Origin of the sequence: Halapricum desulfuricans (assembly GCF_017094525.1) — an archaeon.
Lineage (GTDB): Archaea > Halobacteriota > Halobacteria > Halobacteriales > Haloarculaceae > Halapricum > Halapricum desulfuricans.
On record NZ_CP064788.1, the window covers coordinates 1,967,024 to 1,984,131 of the forward strand.

The 17,108-nt window shown below is 61.7% G+C and carries 18 protein-coding genes; 10 read left to right on the forward strand and 8 right to left on the reverse strand.

All coding sequences use genetic code 11. The features are described from left to right. Positions 1–51 precede the first annotated feature (51 nt). Positions 52–846 carry a helix-turn-helix transcriptional regulator gene (locus HSR122_RS10200; RefSeq protein ID WP_229109622.1) on the reverse strand — a complete coding sequence of 265 codons (795 nt, stop codon included), beginning with the start codon at positions 844–846 and terminating at the stop codon, positions 52–54. A gap of 410 nt (positions 847–1,256) precedes the next feature. Between HSR122_RS10200 and HSR122_RS10205 the strand changes: the two genes are divergently transcribed. Further along, the gene (locus tag HSR122_RS10205) at positions 1,257–1,526 is read left to right on the forward strand and encodes a HalOD1 output domain-containing protein (protein ID WP_209486728.1); all 270 of its coding nucleotides are present in this window, start codon (positions 1,257–1,259) and stop codon (positions 1,524–1,526) included. Between the two features lie 106 nt (positions 1,527–1,632). Here HSR122_RS10205 and HSR122_RS10210 read toward each other — a convergent pair whose 3' ends face one another. Both HSR122_RS10210 and HSR122_RS10215 read right to left on the reverse strand, forming a co-directional pair. Next, on the reverse strand, positions 1,633–3,354 hold the full coding sequence (locus HSR122_RS10210) for a transposase (protein ID WP_229109624.1): 1,722 nt from the start codon (positions 3,352–3,354) through the stop codon (positions 1,633–1,635). Positions 3,355–3,364: 10 nt separating this feature from the next. Next, on the reverse strand, positions 3,365–3,502 hold the full coding sequence (locus HSR122_RS10215; protein ID WP_006065802.1) for a DUF2080 family transposase-associated protein: 138 nt from the start codon (positions 3,500–3,502) through the stop codon (positions 3,365–3,367). 286 nt (positions 3,503–3,788) lie between these two features. On the opposite strand from HSR122_RS10215, the gene HSR122_RS10220 reads away from it, so the two are divergent. From HSR122_RS10220 to HSR122_RS10230, 3 genes are all read left to right on the forward strand, one after another. Then, a complete protein-coding gene (locus HSR122_RS10220; protein WP_229109626.1) occupies positions 3,789–4,751 on the forward strand; it encodes a DMT family transporter in 963 nt (320 codons plus the stop codon). Positions 4,752–4,866: 115 nt separating this feature from the next. Continuing rightward, positions 4,867–6,927: an excinuclease ABC subunit UvrB gene (gene uvrB / locus HSR122_RS10225; protein ID WP_229109628.1), complete on the forward strand. Its 2,061-nt coding sequence runs from the start codon at positions 4,867–4,869 to the stop codon at positions 6,925–6,927. 353 nt (positions 6,928–7,280) lie between these two features. Beyond that, positions 7,281–7,931, forward strand: coding sequence for a hypothetical protein (locus HSR122_RS10230; RefSeq protein ID WP_229109639.1), 651 nt, complete (start codon positions 7,281–7,283; stop codon positions 7,929–7,931). Between the two features lie 250 nt (positions 7,932–8,181). On the opposite strand, the gene HSR122_RS10235 is transcribed toward HSR122_RS10230, so the two are convergent. Then, complete coding sequence (locus HSR122_RS10235) at positions 8,182–9,147, reverse strand: zinc-dependent metalloprotease (protein ID WP_229109641.1); 966 nt, start codon at positions 9,145–9,147, stop codon at positions 8,182–8,184. A 39-nt stretch (positions 9,148–9,186) separates the two neighbouring features. Then, positions 9,187–9,402, reverse strand: a complete 216-nt coding sequence (locus HSR122_RS10240; RefSeq protein ID WP_229109642.1) for an MYXO-CTERM sorting domain-containing protein — start codon at positions 9,400–9,402, stop codon at positions 9,187–9,189. Positions 9,403–9,580: 178 nt separating this feature from the next. On the opposite strand from HSR122_RS10240, the gene HSR122_RS10245 reads away from it, so the two are divergent. Together HSR122_RS10245 and HSR122_RS10250 are read left to right on the forward strand one after the other, a co-directional pair. After that, complete coding sequence (locus tag HSR122_RS10245) at positions 9,581–10,924, forward strand: DUF92 domain-containing protein (protein WP_229109644.1); 1,344 nt, start codon at positions 9,581–9,583, stop codon at positions 10,922–10,924. A 6-nt stretch (positions 10,925–10,930) separates the two neighbouring features. Further along, a complete protein-coding gene (locus HSR122_RS10250; protein WP_229109646.1) occupies positions 10,931–11,359 on the forward strand; it encodes a GNAT family N-acetyltransferase in 429 nt (142 codons plus the stop codon). A 26-nt stretch (positions 11,360–11,385) separates the two neighbouring features. Here the strand turns inward: HSR122_RS10250 and dnaG are convergent, their stop codons facing one another. Next, on the reverse strand, positions 11,386–12,723 hold the full coding sequence (gene dnaG, locus HSR122_RS10255; RefSeq protein ID WP_229109648.1) for a DNA primase DnaG: 1,338 nt from the start codon (positions 12,721–12,723) through the stop codon (positions 11,386–11,388). Between the two features lie 199 nt (positions 12,724–12,922). On the opposite strand from dnaG, the gene HSR122_RS10260 reads away from it, so the two are divergent. The 3 genes from HSR122_RS10260 (at position 12,923) to HSR122_RS10270 (ending at position 15,236) form a co-directional block, all read left to right on the forward strand. Beyond that, positions 12,923–13,147, forward strand: a complete 225-nt coding sequence (locus HSR122_RS10260; protein ID WP_229109649.1) for a DUF3311 domain-containing protein — start codon at positions 12,923–12,925, stop codon at positions 13,145–13,147. Further along, positions 13,140–14,615, forward strand: a complete 1,476-nt coding sequence (locus HSR122_RS10265; RefSeq protein ID WP_229109651.1) for a sodium:solute symporter family protein — start codon at positions 13,140–13,142, stop codon at positions 14,613–14,615. Before HSR122_RS10260 ends, HSR122_RS10265 begins: the two co-directional genes overlap by 8 nt. Before the next feature lie 126 nt (positions 14,616–14,741). Then, positions 14,742–15,236, forward strand: coding sequence for a site-specific integrase (locus HSR122_RS10270; protein WP_229109653.1), 495 nt, complete (start codon positions 14,742–14,744; stop codon positions 15,234–15,236). On the opposite strand, the gene HSR122_RS10275 is transcribed toward HSR122_RS10270, so the two are convergent. Together HSR122_RS10275 and HSR122_RS10280 are read right to left on the reverse strand one after the other, a co-directional pair. After that, positions 15,160–15,798: an IS6 family transposase gene (locus HSR122_RS10275; RefSeq protein WP_229109568.1), complete on the reverse strand. Its 639-nt coding sequence runs from the start codon at positions 15,796–15,798 to the stop codon at positions 15,160–15,162. The two genes, HSR122_RS10270 and HSR122_RS10275, sit on opposite strands and share 77 nt — an antisense overlap. 335 nt (positions 15,799–16,133) lie before the next feature. Then, positions 16,134–16,403, reverse strand: a complete 270-nt coding sequence (locus HSR122_RS10280; protein ID WP_229109654.1) for a MarR family transcriptional regulator — start codon at positions 16,401–16,403, stop codon at positions 16,134–16,136. Positions 16,404–16,513: 110 nt separating this feature from the next. On the opposite strand from HSR122_RS10280, the gene HSR122_RS10285 reads away from it, so the two are divergent. Next, positions 16,514–16,960 (forward strand): hypothetical protein, encoded by a 447-nt coding sequence (locus tag HSR122_RS10285; RefSeq protein WP_229109656.1) that lies wholly within the window; start codon positions 16,514–16,516, stop codon positions 16,958–16,960. Positions 16,961–17,108: the final 148 nt, after the last annotated feature.

Here is a 17,108-nt window from a genome sequence, read left to right on the forward strand (position 1 = left end):
TACTGCCGCCCGCTCGATCACCTTCGATAACGGCTCCGACGCCGGTCGCGATCACTGGTCGAGGTCGTCAGGCGTCAGCGTCGTGGCGGTCCGCCAGTAGTGATCGAACGTGTCACTCGCCCACGAGCGGACGGCCTCGTCGTCGGTGTCGATCGACGCCCGCAGGACGCCGGTCTCGTCGCGCAACAGCATGTGGACGGTGTCGTCGGTGATCGTTACTGCGAGCGGGATTCCCTCTTCCCGGACGTGAATTTCGGTGTCCGGCGCGTCCAGCAGCGAGCGAAGCCGATCGCGGAGTTCGGGATCGTCAGCCAGCGCTTCGATCGCGCTCCGTGAAAGCACGCCGGCAAACGACAGCTCGCCGGCGCTCGCTCGCCGCTCGACGACCGTCAGGTTCTGTTCGTTGAACGCATGCGAGAAAGCTCGCACCTCGCCTGCCGCGCCGACCAGGTCGAGCAGGCGCTTGACGGGCGCGTTCGGACGGGTCTGGGTTGGCGTCGTGATCGTCGCGTCCGCGAGATGACGCAAGTCGAAGTCCATCGCGTGCGTCGGGAGATACCGCACCAGCCCCCGGAGTTCACATTCCGTTTCGAGGATCTCGAGGAGGTCGGTCAGCCCGCGAGCGACGAGTTTGCCGGTCGCGGTCGCGATGTACTCGCTGCCGTCCTTGCGGACCCACGACCGCTCCTGAAAGTCGCCGAGGATCCGCCCGAGCGTCGCCTGGGAGGCGTCGGTATCGGCTTCGAGTTCGCGCCGCGTCCGGCGCTGGTCGGCCAGCGCGGTCAGCACTGCCACGCGGTTCTCCGAGCGCGCGAGGAACTCGACCTCCTCCAGCACCGATTCCATACTCGTGTGTCCGACCGCGGAGCAAAAACGCTGTCCGTTCCGACAGCGATTGGGCCGCCGAACGTCGGCACCGATCGGCGTGACCGTCTCGGGACCGTTCCAATTTTCAGCAGCAAACAGCAGTATCTCGCACGAAGCGAGAGTAACTGTGTGTCGCTGGGCTTGACACAGAACTTTTGCTGCCATCAGCGTGTCATAGAAACTTCCGCACGCTCTGCTTATCCAAGTCTTGTCAAGACACTCGTGCAAGATACAACGCGCGTATCTGGCACTGATGGAATTTTGATCGACAGGAGTCGTAATCGCTGATACAGCGACCTCAGAGGCCTGCATGAATTGGCGACTGCAAGTACCTATCTGGACACATCTTGGTAACAAAGTGCTTTCCTTCGGCTGTCTAGTATGTATACATGAGGAACACCCAAGAGTTCTACTACGAGCCCGACGAGACCGAACAGCTCAGCACAGCCGTCGTCACGGCGGTCGCTCAAGCGCACGATGAGGATGTGCTTGAACAAGAATGGCTCATCAGTGACGACATCAACACGGACGCCCTCGATGGCCTCTTTCAGGAACGGAATCTCGATATGACCATCCAGTTCGAGGCCGACGGGACGACCGCGACGATCATCGCCGACAGAGATGGAAACCCCCGCATCAAAATCGAATCACACCGCTAAGTTACACGCTCCGCGAAGAGTTGGTTCAGCAGCTTTGGTGCGAAACAACGACGGTCTTTGTGCTGACTACAGCCTCTGTATGTTGCACCGCGTTCTGCAAGCATATCTACTCCAACATTTCACTATCCGGTAGCACCGCAGAGAATCGGCTGTGAATGTTTCTATGACACGCTATGCCATTGTTTTTCGTCCCTGTCGGAGTGACAGCGGGCGCGATAAACGCCGACCCGCCACCAGCAGTCACTCTCGACTGTCCAGTATACGCTACGGGAGCGTTGCCGAACGCGGGACGCGAGCCAGCGGAACGGCCAGCTAGCTCGATTTCAGAGTCTCCCGTATAGGAAGACGTGAAATTCGAGTCTAGCGAGTCCGACTCCGCGTAAAACACGCGGGCCACGTTGACAGCGCCAACGTAGTCACGGTCAGCCTGAAAGCCACACCGCGAGTTATCACAACGGAAGTGACCGCCGTGCCAGACCTCGTAGTCGTAGTCAGGCGATTTCGTTGTATGTCCTGTCGAGCCACAGCGAGGACACGACCGACTCGTGTTTCCTGCAGACACTCTCTCAACGTGAATACCCGCAATATCGGCGCGGTATTTGATGTTCTCGATAATCTCTCGACGTGCCCATGACGACAGTTCCCATGAGAGCTGTCCGTCACCCCGTGGTGGTGAGAGTGAACGCAGGTCTTCGTGGACGATAGCGTCCACGTCGTACACTACGGCGAGTGCGAGGATTTGGTTGGATACGTCGTGGACAAGTTGTTCGCGCTTGTGTCGAAGCTTGTTGTTCACTCGCTCGTACTCCGATTGAATGTGTTTAAAGTGGTCTGTATGGTCGCGTCCTTGTCGGCGTAGATGAGCGAGTTTCGAGTTGAGTTGATTGCGCTCCCGATTCAGATTCCGCATCCTCTCTCGTTCCGTATTCTGGATGAAATACGGGGTGGAGAGTTGTTCTCCTTCGTTGTCTACGACGACAGCGGTTGCATCTTTCCGAAGACCGCCATCAATCGCCAATACGGTTTCAACATCGTCAGGAGTGTCTCTATGTTCGACTTCGACAGGAAAGGATAACTCGTAGTAGTCATCTCCTCTCTTCGACGTGTTAGGTTGGAATGATGGAGCGGAGAGACTGCCGTTGTCGACGAGTTCGTGAAAGGCGTCGTAGCCATCTAAGGTGTATTCTGTCCATGTCCAGTCACCCCATGTGTCGGCTTCAAGTGTATCAGGGGTTTTGAGTTCGACAGTGAGTTGTTGCGTGGATTCGTCGTACTGGTATTTGACTGCTTGTCCGCTGGTCGGGCCGTCATCTGCTGAATACGGTAGCACCCCAGAGGAGTATTCAGGGCAGTCTTGGAAGTCGAAGTACGTCTCTGGATACGTGCCGTGAACGTCGTAGTAGGCGTTCAACTGGTCGATGAGGAGGTCAACGTACCCAGAGGAGAGGTATCCGTCGGAGTCCCAGAGTCGTTCCTTGATTCGTCGGGTATGGATGCGTCGAATCTTGTGGTCTGGGAGGAGCGGCTTGATAGTCTGAAAAGCGTCTCGTTTGTCGGCGTGGCTTCGCAGGGTTTCACCGACTTTCTGCAACAGGCAGCGTTTGTATCTGGAAGGGAGGTAGATATTGAACTCGTCAAACGCTTCATGTTCGTCAAAGTATTTCCACGCTTGATGCGAGGATTCGTGAATCTCAGATAGGTGGTCTGGCGTCCAGTACTGCTCGATAAGCGTGTTTGCTGTCTGCGTGGTGAGCGTGGCGAGCCGGTTGTATCGCTCTCGCTCCTCGTCTGGCAGGCGGACTGGGAGGGAGAGGTGTGTAGAGGACATGTATGTAGTATCAGTCGTCTTGGGATAGTCGGATGACGGCGACTTCTTCACCAAGCCATTCTTTCGGAACGAAGACGTGTGCGCCCGTTCCTGTTTTGGTTACATCCTTCGTGATTGCTTCCTCGCCTTGGAATGTGAACTCGGCCATACCCAATGTAGATTAAATATACATTTAAACGTTTGGGGTAGCTTCTCGATTTGCTGCTGACTGCTGCTGTTTACTGCCGAATTTTGTAACTGTTACGTAACCCTGTCGAGTCTCGCTGTGTGGTCGCGTGCAATCGTTGCACGCCGTGTTCGTCTTGCAACCCCCGAACGTGCTGCACGGGATCGGCCGATACGGGGCCGTGAAAGTCTTTCTGGAGGAACCTATGGGGATCCAGCCCCGCTATATAGCTATGATCTCAGTTCACGCTCTGGAGGTGCCGCGCTGAATGGTCGGCCGCCGCACGCTCGCGCTGTTTGCCGCCGCGAGTCTGCTGTTCGGCGGAACGTTCGTCGCCGCGAAGGCCGGACTGGCGTACTTCCCGCCGGTGCTGTTCGTCGCCTTCCGGTTCGATATCGCCGCGATCGTGCTGGTCGCGTTCGCCGTCGCGACGATCCCGCGATCGGAGCTCGTCCCGCGAACCCGCGGGGACCTGCTCGGCATCGTCGCGACCGGTGGGCTCGTCATCGGGCTGGCCAACGCGTTGCTGTTCGTCGGCCAGCAGTCCGCGACCAGCGCCGTCGGCGCGATCGTCTTCGGGCTCAACCCGATCCTGACGCCCGTGTTCGCCGCCCTCCTGCTGTCCGACGAGCGCCTGTCGGCTCGGGGCGCTGGCGGGATGGCGCTCGGTCTGCTCGGCGTCGTCCTCGTGGTCGATCCCGACCCGGCGACGCTACTCGCCGGCGGGTTCGGCAAACTCCTCATCCTCGCCGGGGCCGCCAGCGGCGCGCTCGGGACGGTGCTCGTCCGTCGAGCGGACGCCACGCTCTCCAGCACGGCCCGAACCGCGTGGGGACTCCCGCTGGCCGCGGCGCTCACCCACGGGCTGAGTCTGGCGACCGGCGAGTCCGCGTCCGCGGTCGTCTGGTCGGGCGAGGCGCTGCTCGCGCTCGGATACGTCGGGGTCTTCGCCGGCGCGATCGCCTACATCGTCTACTTCAGTCTCATCGACACTGCGGGCGCCATCAAGGCCAACCTGATCTTCTACGTCGTCCCGGCCGTCGCGACGGTCGGCGGCTGGACGCTCCTGGGCGAGACGATCTCGGCGCTGACCGTCGCCGGCTTCCTGACGATCTTCGCCGGGTTCGCACTGATGGGCAGCGAGTCTATCGCCACCTGGTGGGGATCCGTCAGACCTGCGTCCGCCGGCGGCGACAGCGAGTCGGTATCGTACCCCTCGCGCGCGGACTGATATGCGGTATGACCGCACGACTGCATCGGTCGTCCCGGTAAATCGGGACAACGATCCGTATCAGACCCGGGAGCCACCGAGCGCCTGAAGTGAGTGGAGACCCTGACTGCGATTGATGAGTGACACCGGGAGTCCGCTGTCTCCGGATCGACCGGACGTGGACCGGGCGTTCGAAGTCGATGCGCCGTTCGAGCCGGCGGGCGACCAGCCCGAGGCGATCAAACGACTCGCCGAGGGTTTCCGGCAGGGTATGGACAAACAGACGCTGCTGGGCGTGACCGGCTCCGGCAAGACCAACACCGTCTCGTGGGTCATCGAGGAGATCCAGCAGCCGACGCTGGTCATCGCCCACAACAAGACGCTGGCGGCCCAGCTCTACGAGGAGTTCAGGGAACTGTTCCCGAACAACGCCGTCGAGTATTTCGTCTCCTATTACGATTACTACCAGCCCGAAGCCTACGTCGAGCAGACCGACAAGTACATCGAGAAAGACGCCTCGATCAACGAGGAGATCGATCGCCTTCGCCACTCGGCGACCCGGTCGCTTCTGACCCGCGAGGACGTCATCGTCGTCGCGTCGGTGTCGGCCATCTACGGCCTGGGCGATCCCCGGAACTACGTCGACATGTCGCTGCGACTCGAGCGCGGCCAGCGCATCGACCGCGACGAGTTGCTCGGTCGGCTGGTCGATCTCAACTACGAGCGCAACGACGTCGACTTCACGCAGGGGACCTTCCGGGTGCGCGGTGACACCGTCGAGATCTACCCGATGTACGGCCGGTATGCCGTCCGCGTCGAGCTGTGGGGCGACGAGATCGACCGCCTCGTGAAGATCGATCCGCTGGAGGGCGAGATCAAAAGCGAGGAACCGGCCGTGCTGGTCCACCCCGCGGAACACTACTCGATCCCCGAACAGCGCCTCCAGCGGGCCATCGACGAGATCGAACAGCTGATGGAGCAACGCGTCTCCTACTTCGAACGGCAGGGCGATCTCGTGGCCGCCCAGCGGATCGAAGAGCGGACGACCTTCGATCTGGAGATGCTCAAAGAGACGGGGTACTGCTCGGGCATCGAGAACTACTCGGTCCACCTCTCGGACAGGGAGTCCGGCGAAGCGCCCTACACCCTGCTCGATTACTTCCCCGATGACTTCCTGACCGTCATCGACGAGTCACACCAGACGATACCCCAGATCCGCGGCCAGTACGAGGGCGACAAGTCACGCAAGGACTCGCTGGTCGAGAACGGCTTTCGGCTGCCGACCGCCTACGACAATCGGCCGCTGACATTTGAAGAGTTCGAGGAGAAGACCGACCGGACGCTGTACGTCAGCGCGACCCCGGGCGACTACGAGCGCGAGGTCAGCGACCGGATCGTCGAGCAGATCGTCCGCCCGACCCATCTGGTCGATCCCGAGATCGAGGTCAGCCCGGCACAGAGTCAGGTCGAGGACCTGCTGAATCGGATCGACGACCGGGTCGAGCAGGACGAGCGCGTGCTGGTGACGACGCTGACCAAGCGCATGGCCGAGGACCTGACCGAATACCTCGAGGAGGCCGGCGTCGCCGTCGAGTACATGCACGACGAGACCGACACGCTGGAGCGCCACGAACTCGTCCGCGGACTCCGGGCCGGCGAGTTCGACGTGCTCGTGGGGATCAACCTCCTGCGGGAGGGGCTCGACATCCCCGAGGTGTCGCTGGTGGCTATTCTGGACGCCGACCAGGAGGGCTTTCTGCGCAGCGAGACGACGCTCGTCCAGACGATGGGGCGGGCAGCGCGAAACGTCAACGGGCAGGTCGTCCTCTACGCGGACGACCCGAGCGACGCGATGGAGTCGGCAATCGAGGAGACCCGTCGCCGCCGACGGATCCAGCGGGAGTACAACGAGCAACACGGGTTCGAGCCGACCACCATCGACAAGGAGATCGGCGAGACGAACCTCCCCGGGAGCAAGACCGACACCGGCGACGCCGCGGGGATGGACCCGGACGACGCCGACGAGGCCGCGCGACTGATCGAGGACCTCGAAGAGCGGATGGAGGCCGCGGCCGACAACCTCGAGTTCGAACTCGCGGCGGACATCCGCGATCGGATCCGCGAACTCCGTGAGACCTACGACCTCGACGGCGAAGAGGAGGGCGTCGTGCCGGAGCCTGGCCCCGGCGAACGCTGAGTGGCGCTTCGACCGTGGGGCTGTGAGTTCCCGATCTAACTCCTTTCCTGTCGAATGACCCATATGTATTTTGAGGCGTGCAAGATACAGGGCGCATATCTAGCACCAATCGTTCTGAAGATGGTGTCACACAGCGGTGGATGGCAGAGTCCTTTCGACAGTCAAGCGAACGCAGGACTCCGTACTACGTTCGCGGGTCTGGTTCCGGGAGTTCCGTGAGATTGTTCTCCTCGTCGTGTTCCACACCCTCGAGAAGCTCGCAAGAACACTATGATCCGGCTCACACCCCACCATTTTCAATAAAAATAATCGAACGGAAATATATTTCCAATTGTCTTCCGCAACGTCCGTATATGGGTTTGCTAAGCATTGGCGTGTATGTTGCGTCAGTGTTGGCTGTTGGAAGCAGTGTGATGGGGAAACGGACTGAGAGAGAAATGCTGTTCGTGACAGGAGCCGTAGTGGGGACGTTCGCGATCGGACTTGGGATTCTCAACGGAGTAGTGTCAGGGATTATAGCGGGCGCGACAGGGGGAAATGGAGGTGCAGGGTTTGTGTCGATGATCGTCGGAATTTTCGGGGGGACGATAGCGTGGAACCAGTACTATCAATACGACCCTGACAAAGCTGATGAGACGGCTGAAGCAGTAGAAAAAGGAATCGAGACTGCTGCGGAAAAAACTGCTGAAACCGCTGAGGCCATTGAGGAGGGCGCTGAGAAATTGGAAAGAAAAGCCGAGGAGCATCAGAAAAAGAGAAAGAAAAAGAAACTGAAAGAGCAACGGAAACAGGCAATTAAGCACGCTGTCTGGCAAATGAAGTGCCCCGAATGCGGGCAGGTGTGGACTCGCAGTCGGTCACGGATGCCAGACGTGCCCGAGATATACGGAATGCGCGTGGTCGGAATCCACGATACGTTAAACTATGTCCAATTTCAGTGTCTCCAGTGTAATCAGACCCAGAAGGTCAAGGTGAGTAACGTCGATTTGTTTCGGGGTGGCTGAGGCGGCACAATTCTCCGACTGGCGCGACTATCGGGTCAACCTCCCGGCTGGCTGATCGTCCAGACTGATAGTTGCGTGCTCGTCCGGAGCTGGTCGCCGTTCGTCTGCGTTCCGGCGACCGGTTCTAACGGCCGCATCACTTACTCCACGGATCAGGGCGGGTGGGGGAAAACAGAGGGATGAACTCACGGGCCGAGACGTGAGGTACCACTAACTCGCTCGGGAAAACCGTCGCTACGTGCCGGGTTGCTCACTGCATGTCGTCCATCCGGCGGATCCACGCACTCGGGTCGTCGAGTTCGTCGTCGCTGGGCAAGTTCGCGGGTCGCTCCCACACCCGTCCGGCGAACTCGATCCCGCGGGCGTCGACGACCGCGTCGAAGAAGTCCTTGCCGCGCTCGTACTGGCGACGCTTCATGCCCAGCCCGAGCGCGCGCCGGATCAGTTTCTGTATCGGCCCGCGACCCCGTCGGCGGCGCTCGATCTCCGCGCGGAGGTCCTGATACTCCTCGTCGAAGGCCCGGTCCATCAGCAACTCGGCGTAGCCCTCGACGGCGGTCATCGTCGTGTCCAGTTCGCCCAGCGTCACCCGGTCGATGTCGCCCTCTGCGAGCCGATCGACCGCCGCCTCCATCCGGGATTCGAGGTGGTCGGGCAGCCACGGGGCCGCGCCGAACTCCGCGGCGTGGGTCACCTCGTGGAAGGCGATCCAGCGGCGAAACCGGTCGCTGTCGGCCTCAAGCGAGTCGGCGACGCGCCGGACGTTCGGATAGACGAAATATAGGGCGTGGTCGTCCGCACCGTCGCCGTCGGCCAGCAACAGCGGGTCGTACTGCCCGAGGACGTTGCGCGCGAGAAACGAGAGTGCGACCGTCATCGAGCTGGTGTTGATGACGCGGGCCGCGGAGGGGAACATCCCGACGCGGTCTTCGAGCGGTGCCATCACCCGCCGGAACGTCTCGATGTTGTTGTCGATCCAGTGGTGGCGGTTGATGATCTCGATGGTGTCCGGGAGGTCGAACTCGAACCCGGAGACCTCGCGGACGCGGTCGCGGGCGTCGCGCACGTCAGTCGCGTAGCCCTCGCGCTCGCCCGGGCCGACCTCGAGCGTGCCGGGATCGGTCCCGGCCTTCGAGGCCTCGGCGACGGCGTCCCAGTCGATCGGGCCCGTCCCCGAGGCCTCCGTGACGGCCCGGACGCTGCGATAAAGTCCCATACCCGCCGTACGGGACCGGCGAGTAAAGGACTTCGGCTCCTACTCGCGTCGCTTGCGGAGCACGGCGATAACGACGAGCACGAGCGCTAGCAGGGCGAGCGCCCACACCGACCGCGACGATCCGCCGTCGGGTTCGCTCTCGTCGTCTGATTGGGCACTCGTGACGGAACTGAACGGCAGCGAGACGATGCCGTCCGCCGATCCCTCGATCGAGGCGTCGTCGAGGTGGATCTCGAGGAACGTGAATTCGGCCATACATGATCGTTCGCGGACGGAACACAAAACCGTTGCCCAGACGTTCGAGACCGCCGACGACGATCGCGGCTGTTCGACCGCCCCGAGCCGTAGTCGCCCCGCCATCGTTCAGAGCAGCCGACACGACTGCCGAGCGGTTCGGAAATGGTAAGTATCTCTCGGGGAAACGCCCGGTAGCGTGACATCGACAGCGCGGCGCGCGGGCGCGTTCGCCGTCGTCGGAGCCCTGTCGCTGGCGGTCCCGGTACTCGAGCGCCTGTTCGATCGGCCGACGACGACCGTCGCCGCGGCCGTGCCGTTTCTGGCGATCACCGCCATCGCGCTGGCCGCGGCCGACGACGGCGTGCTCTTCGAGCTGTTCGCCCGACCCGGCGATCGACGAGACGGCAGACTGTATGGGCTAGCCGGCTTCGCGTTCGCTATCGCCGCGCTCTCCGTTCCTGCGACGTACTTCGGGATGGCGCTCCCGGCGTTCGTCACGAGCGTCGTCGTGCTCTCGGCCGGGAACCTCGCCGCTCACACGGCCCGCGCCCGCAACGTCGAGCCGTTCGGTGCGATGGCCGCGTTCGTCACCGGCGGGACGCTGGCCGGCATCGGCGGCTATCTGGCCGCGGCCGCGATCCTTGAAACCGGGTTCGCGCTCCCCGAAGTGGTCTTTCTGGCCGCGACCGGCGCGCTGACCGGCGGGCTGGTTCGATCGGTGCTGTTCGAGCGCGACGAGCCGATCGTCCTGCTCGTGATCGGGCTGTTGCTGTGGCTCTTTTCTGACCTCGAGATCGCCGTCACAGCGACCGGCATCGCCGCCGCGCTCGCCGTCACCGTCGCGCTCGGATACGTCTCGTATGCGCTCGATACGGCCTCGATCCCGGGCATGTTGACCGGTGTCCTCCTGAGTCTGCTGACGCTGGTCGTCGGCGACGTCGGCTGGTTCGCGATGTTGATCACCTTCTTCGGACTCGGCGGCCTCTCCTCGAAGCTGCGGTACGACCAGAAGGTCAAGCGTGGGATCGCCGAACCGAACGAGGGGGCCCGCGGCAGCGGCAACGTCCTCGCCAACTCGGTGGTGGCGCTGTTCGCCGTCATCGCTCACGCCGCCAGTCCGCGGATGGCGGCCGCCCCCGAGGACCTGTTCCTGTTCGTTTTCGCCGGCGCGGTCGCGGCGGCGATGAGCGACACGCTCTCCAGCGAGATCGGCGGACTGTACGACAACCCGCGGCTCATCACGACCTTCGAGGTCGTCGAGCCCGGCACCGACGGCGGCGTCACCTGGCAGGGGGAACTCGCCGGGCTGGTCGGAGCCGCGCTGATCGCCGGCATCGGTGCCACGGCGTTCGATCTCGGTGGTCGCGGCGTCGGCGTCGTCGTCGCCGCCGGGCTGGTCGGGATGACCGTCGACAGCGTTCTGGGTGCGACTATCGAGGGGGGGCTGGTCGGCAATCAGGGCGTCAACTTCCTCGCGACGCTCGCGGCCGGACTCGCCGCAGGCGGGTTCGCGATCGCCGCGGGGGCCGTCACGCTGTGAGTACCGATGACCGTTCGAGAGATCCGGGCCGACGACCGCGACCGACTGCGGGAGATCCAGCAGGCCGTGCTGTCCGATCCCAGTCCGTCCGTGCTCGCGGCGGCGCTGGACGGGCCGCTGTTCGGCCTCGTCGCCGAAGACTCGGGTGCTGTCGTCGGCTACCTGCTGGCCGTGATCGGCGAGACGCGCACCTACGTGCCGGAACTGGCAGTCGCGGCCGACACACAGCGCAGGGGACACGGGTCAGCATTGCTCGCGGCGGCGATCGATCGACTGTGCGAGCGCAGCGTCCGGACCGTGCGACTGACGACGCGCGCCGACGATCCGGCCGCACGAGCGTTCTACGAGCAGCAAGGGTTCGAGAGCGTCGAGCGAATACCCGATCACTACGACGACGCCGACGGCGTCGTGTACGAGCGTCGGATCGACGGCTAGCGAGTGTCGAGCGACGACCCCGCCGATCAGGAGACGACGCGAAGACGGACTGACGCGGGCTTTTTGACGAACTGTCCCTCTTCGGTCGCAATCACTTCCCCGACGCCGCGCTGGGCGGCCACGTCGAGCACGCGCTGGTCGACCGGACCGTCGACGACGACCGTCGCGGGCGTCGTCTCCGCGTCGGCGATGGCATCGAACGCCGCTCCGGCATCGCGTTCGTCGAGCGGGTTCAACCCCTCGTCGAGCAGTCGAACTCGCCCGCTTTCACCCTCGATGACGCGTGCAATGTGATCGCCGAGCGTCCGTTCGCGCTCGCTCGCCCGACTCTCGCTGGAGTCGTCGTCTTCGCTCGCACTGGCGTCTCCGACATCGCTCTCGGCTGCTTCGACGTCGTTGTCGTCCGTTTCGGCGTCTTCGTCCGCTGGCGCCGATCGACGCTCGGGTTCGGCACTCGCCGTCGGCCCGCCTGCAGTCGTATCGTCGGACAGGTCGTCACCGTCGGTCGCTGTCACTCGCGCACTCGCGCCGTCCGCAAGCGTCTGCTGTTCGTCGCCGGTCGCCTCGAGTGCCTCCTCGTAGGTCGTCTTCTCGCGGAGAGCGGTCATGACCGCCTCCCGAGAGAGATCCTCGACCGACTTGCCGTCGGGCGCGAACGCGACGTAATCGACGTCACCGACCTGCGCCAGTTCGCGCAGGATGAGCTCCCCGCCGCGATCGCCGTCGAGAAACGCCGTCACCGTGCGTTCGTCGGTCAGGCGAGCGACCGCGTCGGGGACGTTCGTCCCCTCGACGGCGATGGCGTTCTTGATGCCGAACTGCAGCAGCTGCAACACGTCAGCGCGCCCCTCGACGACGATGATCGCGTCGCTGTCGGCGACCCGAGGACCGGCCGGATACCCCTCGAAGTCGGTGATCCGCTCTGCGCGGGCCTGCCGGCGGACCTCCTCGATGAGTTCCTGACTCGAGAGGACCGACTCGTCGAACCGCTCCAGCAACTCGGTCGCTCGCTCGACGATCTCGCGGCGCTTGGCCTGGCGGACATCTTCGAGATCGGTCACCTCGAAGGTCGCCCGACACGGCCCGACGCGGTCGATCGTCTCCAGACTCGCCGCCAGGATGGACGTCTCGACGCGATCGAGGCCGCTGGCGATCGTCACCCTGCCCGTCGACTGGCCGCCCTCCGAGTCGATCTCGACGTCGATCCGACCGAGTTTTGCCGACTCCTGTAGCTTCCGGATCTCGAGTTCGTCGCCGAGCAACCCCTCGGTCTGACCGAAGATCGCACCGACGACGTCACTCCGTTCTACCACCCCGTTGGCGGTGATCTGTGCGTGAATGAGGTATTTGGATGAATCCTGCATTGGTGATCTGGGTCGCGTGACCCGGTGAGAGTGCCATGACTGAGCGCATGGGCGGTCATCTGTACGAGAGCCAATCGCAAATGCCTGTCGAGGGTCTCTCGTCTCCCTCCGACAGTTTTGATCAAAATAATTCTTCAAACGGGCAGGTAGATGATCAACAGTAACGGTTAAGTCGGTATAGTAGTAAATACCTTCACCCGTGACCGAACGAGTACAGATCCTCCTGTGGGGCGTCGTCGCGTTCACATTGATCGCGCTGGCCGTGCCGTGGTTCATGTGGCGTTCGGGGACCGTCGTTGCCGGGCTGCCGATCTGGATCTGGTGGCACGTCGGCTGGCTCGCGCTGGCAAGCGTCGTCTTCTACGTCTTCACGCAGCGGGCGTGGGGACTCGGCGTCGAGCGCGGAGGTGGTCACCGTGGCTGACGTCGCGCTGCAGGTCGGCATCATCGTCGGCTATCTGCTGGTCGCGCTGGCGATCGGCGTCGTCGCCTACCGCCTGACAGAACGCACGGCCGAGGACTATTACCTGGCCAGTCGGACGCTCGGAACGGTCGTACTGTTGTTTACCACCTTTGCGACGCTGCTGTCGGCGTTCACGTTCTTCGGGGGGCCAAACGCCTCTGCGGCGAACGGTCCGGAGTGGATCCTCGTCATGGGCGTGATGGACGGTGTCATCTTTGCGGTGCTGTGGTACGTGATCGGCTACAAACAGTGGCTGGTCGGCCAGCACGAGGGCTACGTGACGCTGGGCGAGATGCTCGGCGATCGGTTCGGGTCGACCGCGCTGCGAATCACTGTCGCAGTCATCAGTGTCTTCTGGCTGTTCCCGTACGTCATGCTCCAGCAGCAGGGCGCTGGAACGGCCCTGAAAGCGCTGACCGACGGGGCGATCCCCTACTGGGTCGGGGCCGGCGGCATCACGCTGTTCATGATCGGCTACGTCGCGCTGGCGGGCATGCGAGGGGTCGCCTGGACGGACACCCTTCAGGGACTGTTCATGCTCGTGATGGTCTGGGTGGCCTTCGGGTGGGTCCTCGTCTCGATCGGTGGCCCCGTCACGGCTACCAGCCGACTCGCGGAGACGAATCCGGAGTTCCTCAAACTCGGCGGCGGCGCGTACTCGCCGGCGTACATCGTTTCAACGGCCGTCTCGATCGCCTTCGGCGTGACGATGTTCCCGCAGGTTAACCAGCGGTTTTTCGTCGCCAAGTCCGAGGCCGTCCTCAAGCGGACGTTCGCGCTGTGGCCCGTGCTCGTGGTCCTGCTGTTCGTCCCGGCGTTCATGCTCGGCGCGTGGGCGGCCGGATACGGGATCTCTCCAGCGGACGGCAACGTCCTGCCGCTGTTGCTCAACGAGTTCACGCCCGGCTGGTTCGCCGCGCTGGTCGTGGCCGGCGCGATGGCCGCGATGATGTCCTCCAGCGACTCGATGTTGCTGTCTGGCTCGTCGTACATGACGCGTGACATCTATCGACAGGTCGCCGAGCGTGCCAGCCAGCGTCGCGAGGATCTGATCGCCCGGGTCGGCGTGGCCGTCTTTGCGACCCTGTCGTTCGTTGCGAGTCTGTTCCAGCCCGGAACGCTCGTCGAGATCGGCGAGACGGCGTTCGGCGGGTTCGCACAGCTCGCACTGCCCGTGATCGTCGCGCTCTACTGGCCCGGCACGACCCGCAAGGGCATGCTGGCCGGCGTACTCGGCAGTCAGGCGTTCTATCTCGCCAGCGTCTTCCTGTCGGTCGTCCCGTCGTCGTATCTCGGCGGCTGGTCTGCCTCGATCGTCGGCATGGTCCTCGGGCTGGTGCTCACAGTGACCGTCTCGCTCGCCACTGCCGCCGCGCCGGAGGAAAACGCCAGCCGGTTCAGCGATCTACAGGCGATCGACGCGGATTAACACCTTTTTGTCGGCGGCTACGCTACCCACACCACATGCATACCCACATCGTCCCGGTCGGATTCGACTACGACCGGTTGATCGCGCCGCTCGCGGCCTCTGTCGGGCTTTCGGAGATGTTTACCAATGCCCGAAACCACGCTCGAACCCATCGCTCCGGACGAGGCGGTACGCCTCTACCTGCGTGACCGTCAGAACGAATTAGCCGACGCGACCATCGACTCCTACCGGTACAAACTCGAAAAGTTCGTAGACTGGTGCGAGACGGAAGACCTTGAGAACCTGAACTCGCTTTCGGGGCGTGACCTACTCCGGTTCAAGCAGTACCGTGCCCAAGACCTGAATAGCGTTTCGCTCAAGGGCCAACTCGACGCTCTGCGGGCGTTCGTGAAATGGTGCGAGTCCATCGACGCTGTCGAGCAAGACCTTCACAACAAGGTTCTCTCACCCTCGCTGAACGACGGCGACCGAGAGCGCGACGTGTTACTCGACTCCGACGCCGCGACAGACATACTCGACCACCTCGCCCGATTCGAGGGTCGCGTTAACTTTGGCGTGAGTTGTGATAGACGGCAAAGGCTTCGAGCCATTCTTCAGCTGTCTCTAGCTCGACATGGCTGAAACTATTTGCAAACGAAGATGTTCGTCGTTCTACCTCCCAAAAGACACGTTCGATGGCATTCCGATTTCCATGTGCGAGTATCTGAAATCGGTAGCCATCTTCAGCCAGGACCGGAGCAAGGTAATCGGCGTCATCAACGAGAAACAGGACGTTGTCGAGCTGATAGCGACGATGGAGTTCGTCGAGAAACCACCGCGTGGTCTGTTTGTTCGCCGTTGGAAATAGGCTCACGTGCAATATTTCGTTCGTCGCGGGATCGACAGCGCCGTACAGCCAGAATTGCTGTCCATGCAGGCGGATCATTTTCTCGTCGACCGTAAGCTGATCCGCAGTGACTGTCGAAATTGGCTGTAGATCGGCTTTGTGAACCCACTCGTGGATCGCTACATGACTCCGTTGGACTCCCAACTCATCGAGAAACTGACTGGCATCCCGTAATGACATACCTGCCAAGTGACATCGGATGCCTACTTGAATCGCCCACTCGGGAGTCCGATCTCGCTCCACAAACGACAAGTCTATCCACGCGATACTCTCGCTGAGGCGGCCGGTTTCTGTCATAGACACTCAGAACTCGTCCGCCTCATCCTCTAACTTAACGCGACCACGAGATTACCCCGAAGAGACAGTGACTCCGTACAATATAGTAGGTGCTGTAAGATTATAATTGTGGGGAATTATAACTCTATAGACAATGCGCCAGAAGAATTAGAAGCCACTCACACAGCCGCACAGAGGCGCAGAGCGCACGTCAGATACGACGGCCAATACCACTCGCCCCGCGACGAACGCTTACACGGGCCTGCTGACGCCGCTCTCACGGCTCGCTGTCGATGCGACTATTCTCGAAAGTAGTGGTAGAAGTATTCTCTTTCCGGTTTAGGGGATGTACGGAGTCAGTTTTCGTCGTCGGGTTCGAGTTCGTTTAGATTCAGTTCGCCAGCGAGGTACGCTTCTCCCTCGTCGGTAAGAACGAACACCGCGTTTCCGTAATCAGCGATAAGGGACTTCTCAACCAGCACGTCGCACCGCTTGTGAAGGTAAGAGCGAGAGAAGTGGATATTCGGGTGGTTCGCCATTTTCGTCGGCGTTCCACTCTTATGCTCTTGTAGGTACTCCATGATTTTCTCGTCTGCGAGGGTAGTCCACTCCGCCGAGAGGCGCATTGTGCCGAATGTGGCGGCGTCAGGCGTTAGCACCCACGAATAGTGATTTTGAGAACGTTTAGTGACTATAAGATCGATATAAGTAGTTGCCGCTTGATTGCCATATTGCAATGGAACTGAATCGACGGCAATACCTTGCGACCCTCGGAACAACCGCAAGCGCCCTCGCTCTCGCAGGATGTAGCGGCGATAGTAACGGTTCCGAAGACGGCGACGGTGATTCAACGGATACGCCGACCAGTGGCCCCACTGGCAATCCCGTGGACATTATCGAGACATGGCACAGCGCGTTAGACGACGGTGATATTGATACAGCAAACAATCTTATCCACGAAAACGCGTCAGAAGAGACAGGCGTGACAGAAATAACCGAAGGACAGGGAGAGTTCTACAATGGGAACTCGGTAACTCTCGACAATACCGAAATCGTTGAAGAAGATGATAACGTAGTCGTTGTTGAAGTGACGACCACCGTTGCTGGAAACACAGAAACATCCACATTGGAATTACGAAGTCAAGATGGTGCGTGGAAAGTTTACGGAATTAGGGATGAATAAAGCGAGCGCATAGAAGGACTACACGAAAAACAGGACAGACCGAGAAGGACTACGGCGAACTCGGGTTCCGTATTCTACAAATTCTCGAACATATGCGGTGAGCGCGCGCGGTTGCCCTCGGGATAGACGGCTACCGTTGAAATCCTAA

Excerpts from the sequence above, each read along its gene's own strand:
- HSR122_RS10200 (WP_229109622.1), bottom strand. The coding sequence starts at position 846 with ATGGAATCGGTGCTGGAGGAGGTCGAGTTCCTCGCGCGCTCGGAGAAC.
- HSR122_RS10205 (WP_209486728.1), top strand. The coding sequence starts at position 1,257 with ATGAGGAACACCCAAGAGTTCTACTACGAGCCCGACGAGACCGAACAG.
- HSR122_RS10210 (WP_229109624.1), bottom strand. The coding sequence starts at position 3,354 with ATGTCCTCTACACACCTCTCCCTCCCAGTCCGCCTGCCAGACGAGGAG.
- HSR122_RS10215 (WP_006065802.1), bottom strand. The coding sequence starts at position 3,502 with ATGGCCGAGTTCACATTCCAAGGCGAGGAAGCAATCACGAAGGATGTA.
- HSR122_RS10220 (WP_229109626.1), top strand. The coding sequence starts at position 3,789 with ATGGTCGGCCGCCGCACGCTCGCGCTGTTTGCCGCCGCGAGTCTGCTG.
- uvrB (WP_229109628.1), top strand. The coding sequence starts at position 4,867 with ATGAGTGACACCGGGAGTCCGCTGTCTCCGGATCGACCGGACGTGGAC.
- HSR122_RS10230 (WP_229109639.1), top strand. The coding sequence starts at position 7,281 with ATGGGTTTGCTAAGCATTGGCGTGTATGTTGCGTCAGTGTTGGCTGTT.
- HSR122_RS10235 (WP_229109641.1), bottom strand. The coding sequence starts at position 9,147 with ATGGGACTTTATCGCAGCGTCCGGGCCGTCACGGAGGCCTCGGGGACG.
- HSR122_RS10240 (WP_229109642.1), bottom strand. The coding sequence starts at position 9,402 with ATGGCCGAATTCACGTTCCTCGAGATCCACCTCGACGACGCCTCGATC.
- HSR122_RS10250 (WP_229109646.1), top strand. The coding sequence starts at position 10,931 with ATGACCGTTCGAGAGATCCGGGCCGACGACCGCGACCGACTGCGGGAG.
- dnaG (WP_229109648.1), bottom strand. The coding sequence starts at position 12,723 with ATGCAGGATTCATCCAAATACCTCATTCACGCACAGATCACCGCCAAC.
- HSR122_RS10270 (WP_229109653.1), top strand. The coding sequence starts at position 14,742 with ATGCCCGAAACCACGCTCGAACCCATCGCTCCGGACGAGGCGGTACGC.
- HSR122_RS10275 (WP_229109568.1), bottom strand. The coding sequence starts at position 15,798 with ATGACAGAAACCGGCCGCCTCAGCGAGAGTATCGCGTGGATAGACTTG.
- HSR122_RS10280 (WP_229109654.1), bottom strand. The coding sequence starts at position 16,403 with ATGCGCCTCTCGGCGGAGTGGACTACCCTCGCAGACGAGAAAATCATG.
- HSR122_RS10285 (WP_229109656.1), top strand. The coding sequence starts at position 16,514 with ATGGAACTGAATCGACGGCAATACCTTGCGACCCTCGGAACAACCGCA.